The sequence below is a fragment of the Marinilactibacillus piezotolerans genome, assembly GCF_900114235.1.
Classification (GTDB): domain Bacteria; phylum Bacillota; class Bacilli; order Lactobacillales; family Carnobacteriaceae_A; genus Marinilactibacillus; species Marinilactibacillus piezotolerans.
In genome coordinates, this window is sequence record NZ_FOSJ01000043.1 from 1 (window position 1) to 18,931 (window position 18,931).

The 18,931-nt window shown below is 37.2% G+C and carries 14 protein-coding genes; all 14 read left to right on the forward strand.

All coding sequences use genetic code 11. From position 1 onward, the window contains the following. Positions 1–195 precede the first annotated feature (195 nt). On the forward strand, positions 196–1,431 hold the full coding sequence (locus BM212_RS09420; RefSeq protein ID WP_091895368.1) for a transposase: 1,236 nt from the start codon (positions 196–198) through the stop codon (positions 1,429–1,431). A gap of 315 nt (positions 1,432–1,746) precedes the next feature. After that, the gene (gene rpsT, locus BM212_RS09425) at positions 1,747–1,998 is read left to right on the forward strand and encodes a 30S ribosomal protein S20 (protein ID WP_072694621.1); all 252 of its coding nucleotides are present in this window, start codon (positions 1,747–1,749) and stop codon (positions 1,996–1,998) included. Positions 1,999–2,123: 125 nt separating this feature from the next. After that, entirely contained in the window at positions 2,124–4,109 is a 1,986-nt protein-coding gene (gene uvrB / locus BM212_RS09430; protein ID WP_072694622.1) for an excinuclease ABC subunit UvrB, read from the forward strand. A gap of 323 nt (positions 4,110–4,432) precedes the next feature. Next, complete coding sequence (gene pyrR / locus BM212_RS09435; RefSeq protein ID WP_072694623.1) at positions 4,433–4,978, forward strand: bifunctional pyr operon transcriptional regulator/uracil phosphoribosyltransferase PyrR; 546 nt, start codon at positions 4,433–4,435, stop codon at positions 4,976–4,978. Between the two features lie 210 nt (positions 4,979–5,188). Beyond that, positions 5,189–6,103 (forward strand): aspartate carbamoyltransferase catalytic subunit, encoded by a 915-nt coding sequence (locus BM212_RS09440; RefSeq protein ID WP_072694624.1) that lies wholly within the window; start codon positions 5,189–5,191, stop codon positions 6,101–6,103. A gap of 17 nt (positions 6,104–6,120) precedes the next feature. Then, on the forward strand, positions 6,121–7,398 hold the full coding sequence (locus BM212_RS09445; protein ID WP_072694625.1) for a dihydroorotase: 1,278 nt from the start codon (positions 6,121–6,123) through the stop codon (positions 7,396–7,398). Next, a complete protein-coding gene (locus BM212_RS09450) occupies positions 7,399–8,490 on the forward strand; it encodes a carbamoyl phosphate synthase small subunit (RefSeq protein ID WP_091898276.1) in 1,092 nt (363 codons plus the stop codon). After that, positions 8,483–11,665 (forward strand): carbamoyl-phosphate synthase large subunit, encoded by a 3,183-nt coding sequence (gene carB, locus BM212_RS09455; protein ID WP_072694627.1) that lies wholly within the window; start codon positions 8,483–8,485, stop codon positions 11,663–11,665. The genes BM212_RS09450 and carB overlap by 8 nt, the downstream gene beginning before the upstream one ends. Positions 11,666–11,692: 27 nt before the next feature. After that, on the forward strand, positions 11,693–12,619 hold the full coding sequence (locus BM212_RS09460; RefSeq protein WP_072694628.1) for a dihydroorotate dehydrogenase: 927 nt from the start codon (positions 11,693–11,695) through the stop codon (positions 12,617–12,619). Beyond that, a complete protein-coding gene (pyrF, locus tag BM212_RS09465; RefSeq protein WP_072694629.1) occupies positions 12,612–13,322 on the forward strand; it encodes an orotidine-5'-phosphate decarboxylase in 711 nt (236 codons plus the stop codon). Before BM212_RS09460 ends, pyrF begins: the two co-directional genes overlap by 8 nt. Before the next feature lies 1 nt (position 13,323). Further along, positions 13,324–13,950, forward strand: coding sequence for an orotate phosphoribosyltransferase (gene pyrE / locus BM212_RS09470; RefSeq protein WP_072694630.1), 627 nt, complete (start codon positions 13,324–13,326; stop codon positions 13,948–13,950). Between the two features lie 168 nt (positions 13,951–14,118). Beyond that, a complete protein-coding gene (rpsO, locus tag BM212_RS09475) occupies positions 14,119–14,388 on the forward strand; it encodes a 30S ribosomal protein S15 (RefSeq protein ID WP_072694631.1) in 270 nt (89 codons plus the stop codon). A gap of 488 nt (positions 14,389–14,876) precedes the next feature. Then, positions 14,877–17,006 carry a polyribonucleotide nucleotidyltransferase gene (pnp, locus tag BM212_RS09480; protein WP_091898278.1) on the forward strand — a complete coding sequence of 710 codons (2,130 nt, stop codon included), beginning with the start codon at positions 14,877–14,879 and terminating at the stop codon, positions 17,004–17,006. Positions 17,007–17,555: 549 nt separating this feature from the next. Beyond that, positions 17,556–18,854 carry a group II intron reverse transcriptase/maturase gene (ltrA, locus tag BM212_RS09485; protein WP_232226883.1) on the forward strand — a complete coding sequence of 433 codons (1,299 nt, stop codon included), beginning with the start codon at positions 17,556–17,558 and terminating at the stop codon, positions 18,852–18,854. Positions 18,855–18,931 lie beyond the last annotated feature (77 nt).

Below are 18,931 nucleotides of genomic sequence, written 5' to 3' on the forward strand. Positions count from 1 at the left end.
TTTGAATTTACCCAAAATTTTATGATTTCCTGAACGGTGACAAAAGCCCGAGGTATACACATGTGGAAAACATGGTATCCTCGGGCTTTTGAGCAGTCCACAGCTTAAATCTGTGGACTAATTTCATCCTGTTATCTGTTATAATTGAATCACTACAAAACAAAAAAACAAAACAGGAACTGAGGTTATTTTACCATGAATTCTACAGAAATTTATCAAACAAAGCGAAGTTTAATCACTTTTTTAGAAAAACTGACCGAAGGTCTTTCTAAACCACGAAAGAAATTTTACAGTGATATTTTATATGGCATGTCTAAGGCTCAAAATACCCTGTTATCAGATATTGCACGAGCGTTAGAAGAAAATATTGACTTGCAGTACACCATTAAACGCTTATCTCGTAATGCTTCTGAAGAGAATGACTTGAAAGAGCTCCATCATAATTATTTAAATGGCTTAAGAACATCTATACCGGATAACCCTTTGGTTATCGTTGATGAATCAGAAATTGTTAAACCTTATGCCGAAAAGATGGAACATTTAGCTTTAGTCCGTGATGGGTCAAAGAATGTTTTAGAGAAAGGCTATCCTACAATCAATTTTTCAATGGCTACACTGAAAACGAAACATCCCTTGCCTCTGTATAATCATTTGTATTCTTCCAAGGAGAAAGATTTTCACAGTCAAAATATTGAAATAGCCAAAGGCTTTAATACAGTCACTTCGTTTTTAGGAAAGAAAAAGGCTACTTTCGTTATGGATCGTGGTTATGACACCAATACGATATATGAGTATGTCCAAGATATCGGCCATCACTTCATTACGCGACTAAAGGATAATCGTTATTTACTACATAGAAATCGTCGCGTGAAAGTCCCTGACTTAGCGCATCGTCGGAAAGGAAAAATCAACTTTAAGACGGAAATTCAAGGTGATGAATATAAATTAAAGGTTAGTCATATTAAAGTTAAGTTGCCTGTGTTAAAAGATTCCCCTCTTAATATGGTTGTTGTCTATGGCTATGGCGAAAAGCCAATGAAACTATTAACGAATCACTCCATCAATGGGAAGGACGATGTCCTTCGAATTCTGAAAAGTTATATTACTCGCTGGCGAATTGAAGAACTCTTTCGTGTTCAAAAGGAAGAGTTTCAATTAGAAAAAACGCGAACAATGACGGTCAGTTCATTACGCATTCTGTATACACTGATGAATTGTCTTGTTGGGCATTATTCGTTGGCCATTGAAAAGAGTAACTACCATACACAAACAGTCTTAGCACGGGCACGACCTTCAAACAAACGAAAGAAAATAAAGTTCTATCTTTATCGGTTCATACGAGGTATCTCTAAAATCCTCTCGTTTGATACGGTAGGTATCAGATACTTTTACAAAGTAGAAAAGCGTTCGAATCAGTTATCTTTACTGTGAATGAATAAACTGAATAATTTTTTAAAACGCGCATATGGGCGTTTTATTTGCATGGCTATTTTTAAACATAATTGCTAAAAATGAGGAATTAACGAATACAGGTTTTCTAATTACATGCAATAGTGGATATTTAATGTAAAAAGGGTAAATTCAAATGATTGTAATATTGCAAATGTTTTAGTAATCATGTACAATGGAGAATGTTGAAAATCAACTGAATAGAGAAGGTAAAAATTCACAGAATAAGTACTTTAAAACTTATTTATAATGAGTTTACTGGATTTAAAGAAATTCATACAAAGGAGTGTTTTCAAAATGCCAAATATGGTACAGGCTATCAAACGTCAACGTCAAGATGTTAAAAAAAATGCAAATAACGTTGGGCAAGTATCTGCTATGCGTAGTGCTAAGAAAAGATATTTAACTGCCGTTGAAAACGGACAAGATAATTCAGCTGAATTATACAAAGTAGCTGCTAAAGCTATCGATCAAGCAGCATCAAAAGGCTTGATTCACAAAAATAAAGCTGCTCGCGACAAATCACGTTTATCTAGCAAATTAGGATAATGGATTTATAGAATAAAAAAAGAGTTCTTCCTTTTTGACTAAAGTCAAAAGGAAGAGCTTTTTTTTGCACTTTTATGGTATGATAATATACGAATGTATGTTTAGTTTTTGAAAGGAGCACGTCAATGTCTGAAAATAAATTTCAATTGAATTCAGTGTACCAGCCAAGTGGAGACCAACCAGAAGCCATCAAGAACCTTGTAAGAGGAATCAAAGAAGGGCAAAAGGAACAAGTTCTTTTAGGCGCTACCGGGACCGGAAAAACTTTTACAATGTCTAATGTTATTCAAGAAGTAAATAAGCCAACGTTAGTTATTGCACACAATAAAACTCTAGCTGGACAATTGTATTCTGAATTTAAAGAATTTTTTCCTGAAAATGCTGTAGAATACTTTGTTAGTTACTATGATTACTATCAGCCAGAAGCATATGTTCCTTCAACTGATACATTTATTGAAAAAGATGCCTCAATCAATGATGAAATTGATAAATTACGTCACTCTGCTACTAGCTCATTACTTGAAAGAAGAGACGTTATTGTAGTCGCTTCCGTTTCCTGCATTTATGGACTTGTTAATCCTGAGGACTATAGAGATCATGTTTTATCTTTAAGAGCAGGGATGGAAATTAGTAGAGATGCAGTATTAAGAAGATTAGTAGACATGCAATTTGAAAGAAATGATATAGATTTTCAAAGGGGAAGATTTCGAGCAAGAGGAGACATTGTCGAAATCTTTTTGGCGTCAAGAGAAAGTGAAGCAATCCGAGTAGAGTTTTTTGGAGATGAGATCGACCGAATTAGAGAAGTTGATGTTTTAACTGGAGAAGTGAAAGCTGATCTTTCACATGTTGCAGTTTTTCCGGCTACTCACTTTGTTTCTAACGATGAGCAAACCAGATCAGCAATTGAGTCAATAAAAACAGAGTTGAATAGCCGATTAAATGAACTAAAAGAAGATAATAAATTACTTGAAGAACAAAGACTGGATCAGAGAACGAATTATGATATTGAAATGCTGATGGAAATGGGATACTGCTCTGGTATTGAGAATTATTCTAGGCATATGGATGGTAGAAAACCTGGAGAAGCTCCTTATACTCTTTTAGACTTTTTTCCAGATGATTCACTATTCATCGTAGACGAATCTCATATCACTATGCCTCAGATACGGGGAATGTATAATGGAGACCGCGCAAGAAAACAGCAACTGGTAGATCATGGATTTAGACTACCTAGTGCATTGGATAACAGACCATTAAGACTTGAAGAGTTTGAAGAAAGAGTACCCCAGATCACTTATATCTCTGCAACACCAGCAGATTATGAAATGGAACGAGCTTCACAAGTGGTACAACAAATCATTAGACCTACAGGATTATTAGACCCTATTATCGAGGTACGCCCCATTAAAGGCCAGATTGATGATTTGATTGAGGAAGTCAATTTAAGAGTCGAAAGAAATGAACGAGTGTTTATTACAACCTTAACTAAAAAGATGTCAGAAGATCTGACTGATTATCTCAAAGAAGTCGGAATAAAGGTTCAATATCTTCATAGTGATATTAAAACTTTGGAAAGAACCCAAATAATTAGGGATCTTCGGGTCGGAAAGTTTGATGTTTTAATTGGCATCAACTTACTTCGTGAAGGTTTAGATGTTCCGGAAGTTTCATTGGTTGCCATATTAGATGCAGATAAAGAAGGGTTTCTAAGAAGTACACGTTCTTTGATTCAAACAATGGGCCGTGCTGCACGTAATGAAAATGGTCGAGTGATTATGTACGCCGATAGGCGTACGGACTCAATGAATAATGCTATCGAGGAAACGGAACGTAGACGTGAAATTCAGGAAGAGTACAACAAAGTACATGGAATTACACCTATGACGATCAAGAAAGAAGTAAGAGATCTTATTCAGATCTCTACAGTTGTAGAAGATGGAGAAGAATTATCAGAAGATACTGTGAAGAAATTATCTAGAGAAGAACGTAGACAATTGATTGAAACAATGGAACTTGAAATGAAGCAAGCAGCTAAAGAACTTGATTTTGAAAGAGCTGCCCAGCTACGTGATGTTGTGATGGAAATTAAAACTAAATTTTCTAAATAATATAATCTGTATTGACTTTTTAATAATAGAACTGTAGAGTATATTTAAAGTTAATAGACATCCTTTAACAAGTAGTCCAGTGAGGCTAATAAGGAGCAGAAATTTCTTGGAATAGAACTGATTTATATATTATAGTCAGTAGACTCCAGGAAATTATTAGTGGGAAAATGTATTTCAAAACACCCCTAACCCTAATGAATATTTTAGGAAGCTCTCTTATTCTTGCATGGATAAGAGGGCTTTTTGTATATTTATAGGTCCTTTAATTCAGCTGGATAAATTAACTTTAGAATTAAAGATTAAAAGATTTTGGGGGAATATTTATGAAAAAGAATGAGGAAATCGAAGTCATTAACGAAGTCGCGATAAAACGTGCTTTAACTAGAATTACTTATGAAATTATTGAAAAGAATAAAGGAATCAAAGACTTAGTGTTAGTTGGTATTAAAACAAGAGGGGTTTATCTCGCTCAGAGAATCGCAGAAAGAATTGAACAATTGGAAGGTGAGACAGTAGATGTTACTGAATTAGATATTTCTAACTACAGAGATGACCAAAAGACCGATCATCATAGTTCAAATCTGACTCCAACCATTGTAACAATGGTTGAAGGCAAAAAAGTAGTGATTATAGATGATGTTCTTTATACGGGAAGAACGATTAGAGCTGCTTTAGATGCTGTTATAGACAATGGAAGGCCTAAAAAAATCTATTTAGCCGTTCTGATCGATCGTGGGCATAGAGAGCTTCCGATCAGAGCTGATTTTGTAGGCAAAAACATTCCAACTTCTAAAGAAGAATCAATTCAAGTATCGTTAACAGAAGTTGATGGAAAAGATACTGTAACTATCCTGAAACCAACTAAATAAAATGTGAACTTTAAATGTTGTCCAGAGAGACACTGAAGGTCACTAAGGAAACAACTTGATAATATGAAAGGGTCGTTAATTAAATATTTTCTATTTGATTATTAGATTCGCTCATACTACAACGTTTGTTTACATACTCCTTAGACCTGATGTCTCTCTGACATGAGGTCTTTTTTATAAAAACCATAATAGTATAAGGAGGATATTGACTTGAAAAATGTTACTCAACAGTTAGTCAGACATTTCACTACACTAAATAATTTAAATAATAAAGAAATCTATCGTCTGATCGAAAAAGCACTGCAGTACAAAAACGGGAAAAACTGCAATAAGCTTTCTGAGCGTTATGCAATCAATTGTTTTTTTGAAGATAGTACCAGAACTCACAAAAGCTTTGAGATGGCAGAAAGAAAACTTGGTATGCAAGTAATGGATTTTCAACCGGCTACTAGCAGTATTCAAAAAGGAGAAAGTTTATATGACACTGTAATGACACTTCAATCGATTGGAGTAAACCTGATTGTGATTAGACACAACCAAGAAGATTTTTACAAAGAACTGATTGGTAGTCCGAATCTATCGAGTTCGATTATAAATGCCGGCGACGGAACAAATCAGCACCCCAGTCAGTCATTATTAGATTTAATGACAATATACGAAGAATTTGGTGCATTTAAGAATTTGAAGATTGCAGTTGCGGGAGATCTTTCGCATTCTAGAGTGGCTAAAAGTAATGTGCAGATTTTAAATAGATTAGGTGCTGAGATCTATTATACGGGCCCAAAAGAGTGGATGGAATCTTCGTTTGAAAACTACGGCACTTATGAAAATATGGATGAACTAGTCGGTAAAGTAGACGTTATGATGTTGCTCAGAGTACAGCATGAAAGACATAATGGAGAAAAAAATGGTTTTTCAAAAAAAGAATATCTCAAACAGTATGGATTAACTTTTGAGCGAGAACAAATGATGAAAGAGAAGTCTATTATCATGCATCCCGCTCCAGTAAATAGAGGTGTAGAAATAGCTTCTGAACTAGTAGAAAGCAGAAGGTCAAGAATATTTACACAAATGGAAAATGGTGTTTACGCCAGAATGGCTATAATTGATTCTATTTTAAATTGATCCATAGGAGGAAATAGATGGAATTTTTAATAAAAAATGCAAGACTAACTGGAGATAATGAAACTTTACTAAAAGATATTTTGATAACAAACAAAAAAATCACAGCAATAGGAACGGATTTGAGCGTTTCAGTTGAAGATGTTATAGATGTAAAAGGGAAATTGGTTACACCTGGTCTGATTGATGTACATGTTCATTTAAGAGAGCCTGGATTTGAATATAAAGAAACGATTGAAACCGGAACTGCAGCAGCTGCAAGAGGTGGATTTACTACAATTTGCGCAATGCCCAATGTCAATCCAGCTCCAGACAGTGTAGAAAAAATGCAGAATATAAAAAGCTTGATTTCAAAAAACGCAAAGGTAAAAGTTAAACAGTATGCTCCGATTACAGAACTGCTGACAAGTGATCGATTAACGGATCAAAAAGCATTGATTAATGCAGGGGCTTTTGCATTCACAAATGACGGTGTTGGAGTGCAGACAGCAGCGACCATGTATCTAGCTATGAAGGAAGCAGCTCAAAATAATATTTCGATTGTTGCACACACAGAAGATGACTCGTTACTGTTTGATAATGGAGTCATGCACGAAGGCAAAAGGAATAAAGAACTTAATTTGCCAGGCATGTCTCAATTGACAGAATCCACTCAGATTGCAAGAGATGTTCTGCTGGCAGAAGCTACTGGCGTGCATTATCATATCTGCCACGTTTCCGCTAAAGAAAGTGTGAGAATAATCAGAGATGCTAAAAAAGCGGGGATCAAGGTTACAGCAGAAGTTACACCGCATCATTTATTACTGTCAGAAGAAGATATCCTTTCTGATAATAGCTTGTTTAAAATGAATCCTCCTTTAAGAAGCAGGGCAGATCAGGAAGCTTTACTGGAAGGACTACTAGACGGGACAATCGATATGATTGCGACTGACCATGCCCCACATAGTGATGAAGAAAAACAAGGATCAATGATTGGTTCACCTTTTGGAATAATCGGAAGCGAGACAGCTTTTTCATTACTCTACACTAACTTAGTTATACCGGGAAAAGTAACTTTAGATCAGTTAGTGAAATGGTTAACGCTCAAACCAGCTGAAATCTTCAACATGAAAACTGGTAGGCTCGAAATTGGGGCACCTGCTGATCTGGCATGTTTTGATTTACAAAATGAAAAAGAAATTTCAAAAGAAATGTTGCACTCTAAGTCTTCTAATACACCTTTTATCGGATGGAAAGTTTATGGAGATACCTACTTCACAATAGTAGATGGTCAAGTCGTCTATCAGGAGGAAAATTAAGTGCAGAAAAGAATATTGATTTTAGAAGATGGAAATGTGTTTAAAGGATATGGATTTGGATCGGAAAAAGAAACTATTGGAGAAGTCGTGTTCAATACTGGTATGACGGGGTATCAAGAATCGATTACAGATCAGTCATATAATGGTCAGATTTTGACATTTACCTTTCCGCTTGTAGGAAATGCGGGGATCAATCGTGATGACTATGAATCTATTTTTCCGACAACTAAAGCTGTTATTGTAAAAGAATATGCAAGAGTTCCTTCTAACTGGCGCAGTCGAATGAATTTAGATGAGTTTTTAAAAGAAAAAGATATACCCGGTTTAACGGGGGTAGACACCAGAAGGCTCACTAAAGTTATTAGAGAACATGGCGCTATGAAAGCTATGCTGACAGATGATACAGAGTCGATACAAGAAAACTTAGAGAGACTTAGAAAAACCACATTTAGAACGGATCAAGTCGCACAAGTTTCAACAACAAGACCTTATGTCAGTCCGCAGAATGGTCGCAAAGTAGTAGTGATTGATTTCGGACTTAAGCATAGCATTCTACACGAATTGAATAAAAGAGATTGTCATGTAACGGTTCTTCCATATAATACAAAAGTGGAAACAATCCTTAATCTGAATCCGGATGGGGTTATGTTGACAAATGGACCAGGAGATCCAACTAATTTGCCTCAAGTACTGAAAATGATTCAAAATCTACAACGAAAAGTTCCTATATTCGGCATTTGCTTAGGACATCAGCTGATTGCGCTGGCGAATGGAGCTAAGACCTATAAAATGAATTTTGGACATAGAGGATTTAATCATCCTGTGAAAGAAATTGCTACAGGTAAAATTGCATTTACTTCCCAGAATCACGGATATGCAGTAGCAGCCGATTCTATAGATACTGAGCAACTTAGAGTAACGCATATAGAAATCAATGATCATACAGTTGAAGGATTAAGACATCGTCATTATCCGGTATTCAGTGTGCAGTATCACCCAGATGCCGCACCAGGTCCCCATGATGCCGCTGACTTGTTTGATCAATTTACTGAATTAATGGATTCATGGAAAGTAGGGAACGATTATGCCTAAAAGAAAAGATATTAAAAAAATATTAGTAATAGGATCAGGTCCAATTATTATTGGGCAAGCAGCAGAATTTGACTACGCAGGAACGCAGGCATGTTTAGCGCTTAAAGAAGAAGGTTATGAAGTTCTGCTAGTCAATTCTAACCCTGCAACGATTATGACGGATAGAGAAGTAGCAGATAAAGTTTATCTTGAACCTTTAACGCTGGAATTCGTTTCTAAAATTTTGAGAAAAGAAAATCCAGATGCCATCTTACCCACTTTAGGTGGTCAAATGGGTTTGAATATGGCGATAGAGTTGGATAACAGCGGCATATTAGAAGAGTTGAACATTGAATTACTAGGAACTAAGTTATCTGCAATCAATAAGGCAGAAGATAGAGATTTATTCAGATCTTTAATGCGTGAACTGAATGAACCAGTACCTGACAGTGAAATTGTTCATACAATTGATGAAGCTGTTTCATTCGCAAATGATATTGGTTATCCTCTTATCGTTCGTCCGGCGTTTACTATGGGTGGTACTGGTGGGGGATTATGCGACAACGAAGAAGAATTAAGAGAAATCGTTGCAAACGGTTTGAAGTTATCTCCAGTACATCAGTGTCTGATCGAAAGAAGTATCGCTGGTTATAAAGAAATAGAATACGAAGTGATGCGCGATCGTAATGACAATGCAATGGTCGTATGTAATATGGAAAATTTTGACCCTGTCGGTATACATACCGGGGATTCAATCGTGCTAGCACCTAGTCAGACCTTAACGGACAAAGAGTATCAAATGCTCAGAGATGCCTCATTGAAAATCATTCGCGCACTTGAGATCGAAGGAGGCTGTAACGTTCAACTTGCTTTAGATCCCCATAGTTTTAACTACTATATTATTGAAGTTAATCCGAGAGTAAGTCGTTCCTCTGCATTAGCGAGCAAAGCAACCGGTTATCCGATTGCGAAACTAGCTGCTAAAATAGCAGTCGGACTAACACTGGATGAAATGAAGAATCCGGTCACAGAAACAACCTATGCACAGTTTGAACCCACTTTAGACTACGTTGTCGCTAAGATTCCCAGATGGCCGTTTGACAAATTCGAGACAGGAGACAGAAGACTGACTACTCAAATGAAAGCTACAGGAGAAGTCATGGCTATTGGGCGAACGATTGAAGAGAGTCTGATGAAAGCTGTGCGTTCACTCGAAATTGGCATCGATCATATTGAATTGGAAGAATGTAAAGAAGTCAGTGATGATGTACTGATCGATAAAATCGTTAAAGCAGAAGACGATAGACTATTTTATTTAACCGAAGCCATACGAAGGAAATATCCAATTGAAGAACTAGCACAATTGACCAAGATTGATTTATTCTTCTTGGACAAATTATTGCATATAGTAGAAATAGAACAGATGCTGCAGGCATCAGCTTTCGATGAAGATCAGTTACGTTATGCTAAACAATATGGATTCTCAGATCAGATTATCGCAAAACTTTGGGCAACTGATGGGCAAAAGGTTTCGCAGTATAGAGAAGAAAAAGAGATCACTCCTGTCTATAAAACCGTAGATACCTGTGCAGCAGAATTTGATTCTGCAACGCCCTATTTTTATAGCACCTATGAAGAAGAACAAGAAAGTATTGTAACTGAAAAGGAATCTATCCTTGTCTTAGGATCAGGACCAATCAGAATCGGACAAGGGGTAGAATTTGATTATGCTACCGTCCATTCAGTCAAAGCAATTCAGCAATTAGGGTATGAAGCAATCATTATGAACAATAACCCCGAAACAGTCTCAACCGATTTCTCTATTTCAGATAAGTTGTATTTTGAACCGTTGACTGTCGAAGACGTTATGAACGTCATCAAACTTGAAAATCCTCTCGGTGTTATCGTACAGTTCGGTGGTCAGACTGCAATCAATTTAGCAGAGCCATTGGAAAAACTGGGCGTGAAAATCTTAGGAACGACAGTAAAGGATCTCGACAGAGCAGAAAACAGAAATCTTTTTGAGAAAGCTTTACAAGAACTCTCAATCCCTCAGCCTAAGGGCAATACAGCACATACAGAGAAGGAAGCCTTAAGTATCGCTGAATCAATAGGCTATCCAGTGCTAGTAAGACCAAGTTATGTTCTGGGTGGACGAGGTATGCAGATTGTAGATAATGCTAAAGATTTAACAGTTTATATGAATAGTGCAGTTAAACTTTCAGCAGAACATCCTGTTTTAATTGACCGTTATCTTGTTGGTAAAGAAGTTGAAGTGGATGCAATCTGTGATGGTGAATCTGTATTGATACCTGGAATCATGGAACATATTGAACGATCAGGAGTTCATTCTGGTGATTCGATGGCTGTCTATCCGCCTCAAAACTTATCCGCTCAAATAATAAATACAATTGTAGATTATACAAAAAAATTAAGCGTAGGCTTATACTGTATTGGGCTCATGAATATCCAGTTTGTAATTCATGAAGAAGTGGTCTACGTTATTGAGGTCAATCCAAGGGCCAGCAGGACTGTCCCGTTCTTAAGTAAAGTAACAAATATCTCGATGGCTCAGGTAGCTACAAAAATTATTTTAGGACAATCATTGAAAGAGCAGGGGTATGAAAGCGGACTTCACAAGGTTCCAGAAACAGTCCATGTCAAAGCACCAGTATTCAGTTTTTCTAAACTTCATAAAGTAGATGCTACGCTTGGTCCGGAAATGAAATCAACTGGAGAAGTCATGGGTAGTGATCGTACATTAGAAAAAGCACTTTATAAAGCATTTGAAGCCAGCAATATGCATTTACCAGACCATGGAAAAGTTCTGCTTACGCTGACAGATGAGGACAAAGCAGAAGGAATTGAACTAGCTAAACGATTCAATGAAATCGGATATTCACTGATCGCAACATCGGGCACTGCAAAAGCTTTAAAAGAAGAAGATATAAATGTTCAGTCAACACTTGCAAATCATTCATTTAGTGAAGAAAAAAATGTTATGGATCTTATACAGATGAATCAGGTCGATTTAGTTATCAATACGATGGGTAAAAATGTTGAAGCTATCAATGACGGTTTTTACATTCGGAAAGCTTCGGTTGAAAAAGGGATTCCGTTGATGACATCATTAGATACGGTATCGGCGATTTTGAGTGTTCTAGAATCAAAATCATTTTCAACGATCACATTATAAAATCAAATAACAAACGGAGGAAATGAAATGAAACAATTATCGGTAAATTTACCTGGTCTGAAAATGGAAAATCCAGTTATGCCAGCAAGCGGAACTTTCGGTTTTGGTGATATGTACCATGATTTATATGATTATAACAAATTGGGTGCTATTGTATTAAAATCGACTACTGAAAGAGCCAGAGTTGGAAATGAAGATCCTAAATTCTTTTCACTAAAAAATGGTGTACTCAATGCTGTTGGACTGAAAAATCCTGGAGTCGACAAAGTTCTGACTGAGAAACTATCTAAGTTAACACACTATCAGACACCGATCATAGCAAGTGTTGCTGGAGAAACTGTAGAAGAATTCGTTACAGTGACTAAGAAGTTGAATCAGTCTGATGTCATTTCTGCTTTGGAAATTAATGTTTCCTGTCCTAATGTCAAGGAAGGTGGTCTTACTTTTGGGACTGATCCTGAAATGGTTAGATTAATTACTGAAAAAGTAAAAAAAATAGCAAAAGTGCCAATATATGTCAAACTAACTCCTAACGTTACAGATATTGTTTCAATTGCAAAAGCAGCTGAAGCTGGTGGTGCTGACGGAATCAGCCTCATTAATACGGTGTTGAGTATGAATTTTGATGTTAAGACTAGAAAACCAGTATTAGGAAATATGACTGGTGGATTATCTGGAGAAAGTATCTTTCCGATAGCTGTGCGTATGGTCTATCAAGTTTCTCAAGCAGTGGATCTACCAATTATTGGAATGGGCGGGATTCAGTCAACAGATGACGTTATTCAAATGTTTCTAGCTGGCGCATCCGCAGTGGCTATCGGTACTGCAACATATAAAAATCCGCTTGTCATGAATCAAATTATAGAAGAACTGCCAGCCCGATTGAATGAATTGGAAATTGACTCAATTGAAAGTCTTATCGCAGAAGTGAAAGAGGCGAGAAAGAATGGATAAAGAACCGATTATTGCTCTAGACTTTTCTACATTAGAAGAAGTTATGGCATTTTTAAATTATTTTCCAAATAAAAAGTTAAATTTAAAAGTCGGTATGGAATTGTTTTATCAACATGGACCACAAATTTTATATACTTTAAAAAATAATGGACATGATATATTCTTAGATATTAAATTGCATGATATTCCTACTACGGTTAAAAAAGCTATGGCAGGAATTGCCGGAATGGGTGTAGATATGATTAATTTACATGCAGCTGGTGGTAGAAAAATGATGGAGTCAGCCAAAGACGGTCTAATATCAGGTACTCAAAAGGGTAGAAAAACACCTACTCTTATAGCTGTTACCCAACTGACTAGTACTACAGAAGAAATGATTAAACAGGAACAAAAGATAAATAGTTCAATCGAGGAAAGTGTATTGAACTATGCTAGATTGGCAAGTGAATCTGGAATGGATGGTATTGTGTGCTCAGCGTTAGAAGCAGAAAAAGTAAAGAAAAAGCTTGGTGAATCTTTTTTACGTGTTACTCCAGGTATTCGTTTGAAACAAGATAAAAATAATGATCAGAAAAGAATTGCTACACCAATTGAAGCTCGAAAACTAGGAGCCTCTCAGATTGTTGTGGGTCGTACCATAACTCAATCAAAAGATCCGGTTAATATGTATTTAAAAATCTTAAAACAATGGAATGGAGAATGAAATGAGTGAATCAATTGAAATTTCTAGAGAATTACTGAATATAGGCGCAGTGTCTGTACAACCTAATGACCCATTCACTTGGACAAGCGGACTGAAAAGTCCTATTTATTGCGATAATCGTATTACAATGAGTTTTCCTGAAGTTAGAAGTAAAGTGATTAAAGCATTTGTAAAACTTATAAAAGAATATTATCCTCAAGTACAAGTGATTGCTGGTACAGCTACTGCTGGTATTCCCCATGCAGCTTGGATTGCACAAGAAATGAATCTTCCCATGGTATATATTAGAAGTTCGGCAAAACAGCATGGTAAAGGGAAACAAATTGAAGGTATATTTGAACCTGGAGCAAAAATGGTCATTATTGAAGACCTGATATCCACCGGAAGCAGTGTCATCAATGCATTGCAAGAAGCGGAAAAAGAAGGTGCTCACGTATTAGGCGTTGCCGCAATATTTACTTATGAGTTGCCGATTAGTTTTTATGCATTTAATGAACTACAAGTAGATCTTAAAACAATTACGAACTATACGGATCTTGTCGAAGTTGCTCTACAAGCCGGAGTGATAAAAAACGAGGATATAAATCGTTTAAACGAGTGGAAAAACGATCCGAAAAGTTGGCGCTGATACTTGATTTTTATAGAGATGTACTGTATTATTTGTAAAGTGCTATTAGATAAAGTCTACTTTTATTGTGGACTTCTACTTGATAGACACAGACCATTACTTGGATAGATGTTTCACCAGCGTTGTCTCAGTAATCGGATTCAAAAAATGAGGAAGAGGTGTAGTAAAATGGCAGTAAGTAAAGAAGAAAAAACAAGAATTATGGCTGAATATGCTCGTCATGAAGGAGATACAGGTTCTCCAGAAGTTCAAATCGCTGTTTTAACAGCTGATATTAATGAATTGAATGAACATGCACGAGTACACAAAAAAGATTTTCATTCTATGCGTGGACTAATGAAAAAAATTGGTCACCGTCGTAACTTGTTAGCATATCTTCGCAATAAAGATATTACTCGTTACCGTGAATTAATCCAACGACTAGGTTTACGTCGTTAATATAAAGGCTATATAAACCGCTTAGTTATTACTTAGATGGATTGCGGGTCTGATACAAAAGCCTGAATAAATCTAAATAGCAAATCTGGATTTATATGCTGGATTTTATGTATAATAAAAAGCGGGATTCTTTTGAATCTCGCTTTCTTTGCTATGACCGTTCGAAGCGAAGCGAGATAACGGGCATAGTAGTAGGCGCAGCGAAAGCGGAGCGTAGTAACCGAACTTGGACCGTTCGAAGCGAAGCGAGATAAAGGATATGATAGAAAGCAGTAAGTAAAAAAAACTTTATGCCTCTGACCAAAGGGAAGCAGGCTTATCGTGCTAGTTGTACTAGGTGAAGCGTAGTCACCGATTAGATGCAAAAGTAAATCTGCAGGAAGATTCAATTCTCTACTATGCAAATGTGATTTTTTATAAAAATTAAAAAATGACATTTGTTTAGTAGAACGGACTTCCTGTTAAAATCACACTTAAAGGAGAAAATGATGTCAGAGAAAAAAATATTCACAACGGAAATTGGAGGCAGAACATTAACGGCTGAAATCGGTCAGATGGCTAAACAAGCCAATGGAGCTGCTTTACTAAGATATGAAGACACGGTGGTATTAACTGCAGCAGTAGCAAGTAGCCATGCAAGTGATCGTGACTTTTTCCCACTAATGGTCAGTTACGAAGAAAAAATGTACTCGGTAGGTAAAATTCCTGGAGGATTCATCAAAAGAGAAGGAAGACCTTCAGAGAATGCAACATTGACGGCACGCCTGATTGATAGGCCTCTTCGTCCAATGTTTGCTGAAGGATTTCGTAATGAAGTACAGATTACGAATACAGTTATGTCTGTAGATCCTGATAATTCTCCGGAAATGACAGCAATGCTAGGCTCTTCTTTGGCTTTGAGCATTTCAAATATCCCGTTCAACGGACCAATTGCCGGCGTCAATGTAGGTCGTGTCAATGGAGAATTGATTATCAATCCAACAGTGGAACAAAACCTTGTTTCAGATATTCATCTTACTGTGGCAGGTACAAAACATGCAATCAATATGGTTGAAAGTGGAGCAGAACAAGTATCAGAAGAAGATATGCTTGAAGCTTTACTTTTCGGTCATGAAGCGATTAAAGAATTAGTAGCTTTTCAAGAAAAGATTGTTGAAGAAATTGGACAAGATAAAATGGAAATTATTCTTTCAGTTCCTGATCAAGAACTGAAACAGGAAATTAAAACTGCATTCAATGATAAAATGAAAGCCGCTATCCAAATTTTCGACAAACAAGAACGCGCAGAACAAACAGAAGCTGTAAAAGAAGAAATTATCAACACTTATGCAGAAAAACTTGAAGATCATGAAGATAAAGAAAGCATAATGAAAGATGTCAAAGCAATCGCTTCTGATATGGAAAAAGATGAAGTACGTCGTTTGATCACTCAAGAGAACGTCAGACCTGATGGACGTAAAGTCGATGAGATAAGATCACTTGAGTCAGAAGTTTCAATTTTGCCAAGAGTCCATGGTTCAGGTTTGTTTACTCGTGGACAGACACAAGCATTGTCAGTTGCTACATTAGCACCTTTAAATGAATATCAGATTATTGACGGTCTAGGTAGCGAAGACAGAAAACGATTCATTCATCACTATAACTTCCCGCAATTTTCAGTTGGAAGTACTGGTCCTGTAAGAGGTCCAGGTCGTCGCGAAATTGGTCACGGTGCATTAGGTGAAAGAGCTTTAGCCCAAGTTATTCCAAGCGAGGAAGATTTCCCTTATACAATTCGTCTTGTAGCAGAAGTACTTGAATCTAACGGTTCTTCATCACAAGCGAGTATCTGTGCTGGAACATTAGCATTGATGGATGCGGGCGTACCGATTAAAGCCCCAGTTGGCGGTATTGCAATGGGATTAGTCATGGAAGGGGACGATTACACAGTTCTTACTGATATTCAAGGACTAGAAGACCATCTTGGAGATATGGACTTTAAAGTTGCCGGCACAAGAGAAGGTATTACTGCTCTGCAGATGGATATTAAGATTGAAGGAATCACTAAAGAAATTTTAGAAGAAGCATTAACTTCTGCAAAGAAAGCTCGTTTAGAGATTCTTGACAATCTGGAAGCTGCAATCTCTAATCCTCGTACAGAATTAAGTGAATATGCTCCTAAAATCGAATCAATCAGAATTAAACCTGAACAGATTAAAGTTGTTATTGGTAAAGGTGGAGACACTATCAATGGAATAATTGCTGAAACTGGTGTAAAGATTGATATCGATGAAGAAGGAAACGTTTCAATTTATGGTCAAGATGCTAATGGTATAAAACGTGCAATTGAAATTATTGAAGAATTGACTGAAGAAGTAGAAGTTGGAAAAATTTACAACGGAACTGTCAAACGAATTGAAAAATTTGGCGCATTTGTTGAAATCATTAAAGGAAAAGATGGTTTAGTGCATGTATCTGAACTCTCTGATAAATATATCAAAAATGTAGAAGATGTTATTTCTGTTGGTGATGTATTAAAAGTTAAAGTTACTGAGGTCGATAAAATGGGCCGAGTTAACTTATCTAGAAAAGCTGTTTTAGAAGCAGCCAAGTCAGAATCAGACAATGATTCTAAATGATCATTCAAATAAAGAGCAACTCCCAATGGGAGTTGCTCTTTATTTATAGGTGCGCCCGGCATGGGCGATAACTTGGTGGTGAAAGTCCACTACAGACTTTGCAGTAGGAACTGTTAGCTGAAAGCAAGGGTGTCCATCGTGAGGTGGAATCTAAAGGAAGCTGGAGGCAAACACTCGCACTGACGAACAGAAACCTTATATGAAGGCTGAAGAGGGACGGATGAGTCTGCCTAACAAGACAAAGTCCAATACTGCACGAATCCCTTACAGTAAATGAGGCAGTGACATGAGTGGAAGGTTATCGCACCTTACCTGGGGAGATCTGTCTAGCGATACAGATGTATCGTAGTAACAACGAATAGACAGAAGTCAGCCGAGGTCATAGTAGGGAAAACGTACCGAAGGACCGAACAATATCAAATACAAAGTAAAGACTGGAGGTTAGAGGAAGCGAAGACTACAGAAAACAATGGAAACATTGGCAATCTGCGGAGGGATAAGGTGGAACCGAAAGAGTATGTAGATGTGTAGAGCTTTCTTCTAGGTTAAATGAAAGAAATGTATGGTAAGTCTCCATCACTGATGGAGCTCGTTGTAAGAAAAGAAAATTTACTCGAAGCAGCCCAAGTCGTTAGACGAAATAAGGGCGCTGCTGGAGTAGATGGCATGACAGTTTTTGAGGTTGAAGGCCATATTGAGAAGTATTATCTGCCCTTAAGGCAGAAGCTGCTTGATGGGACATACAAACCTCAACCTGTTAAACGGGTTGAAATCCCGAAAGCAAACGGTGCGAAGCGCAAGCTTGGCATACCGTGTGCACGCGATCGTGTGGTACAACAAGCGATCAAACAAATCATTGAACCCTATATCGACCCCTATTTCCTTCCGCAAAGTCATGGGTTCCGACCAAATAAAGGAACACATACAGCGCTGAAACAATGTGCCAAGTTCTATGAAGAAGGATATAAAGTGGTTGTGGATTGTGATTTAAAGCAATGCTTTGACACGTTGAATCACGACAAACTCATGTACCATCTTGAGCAGTTCATCAAAGATAAGATGATACTCAAGATTATCCGTAAGTTCTTGATGAGTGGTGTAACAGACCTGTCTGGCGAATTCGTAGAAACTCATACAGGCGCACCGCAAGGTGGTGTATTGTCACCCCTTCTCAGCAATGTATACTTACATGAACTGGATAAAGAGCTTGAAAAACGAGGACACCGATTCGTTCGATACGCAGATGACTTTGTCATTTATGTGAAATCGAAACGAGCAGGGGAACGAGTCATGAAAAGTGTGACTCGTTTTATTGAAAAAGACCTCAAACTTATCGTCAATGACGAAAAGAGTAAAGTGGGGTCTCCCACTCGTTTAAAGTTCTTGAGCTGTCTGATGATGAAAGTGAATGGAACCTATCGTTTTATTCCTACAAAAGAAGCCAAGAAGAAGTTTAAGCGTACATTAAAACGGCTAACGAGTCGTAAACGTCCAGGAAACTTCATTACTGTTATAAAGGAAATCAACCAAGTCACAAGAGGTTGGATTGGCTACTTTGGATTAGGATTTATCAAAAGATTCATATCAAACGAGATAGAACCATGGTTACATCACAGACTTAGACAGCTTATCTTAAAAAGATGGAAACGACCGAAAACAAAGATAACGAAGTTATTAGAGTACGGTTTAGATGAGGATAGCGCAAAACGGATTGGATTTTCAAGAAAGAAATACTGGCGACTATCCAAAACGCCTGAAGTTCATTGGGCACTTACAAACGAAAGACTCCACCAGTGGGGCTTAGTTTCACTAAGCCACCTAGGGGAGTCTGCTTACAAAAGATATTGAACCGCCGTATACGGAACCGTACGTACGGTGGTGTGAGAGGTCGACAAGTCAATTAATGGCTTGTCTCCTACTCGATT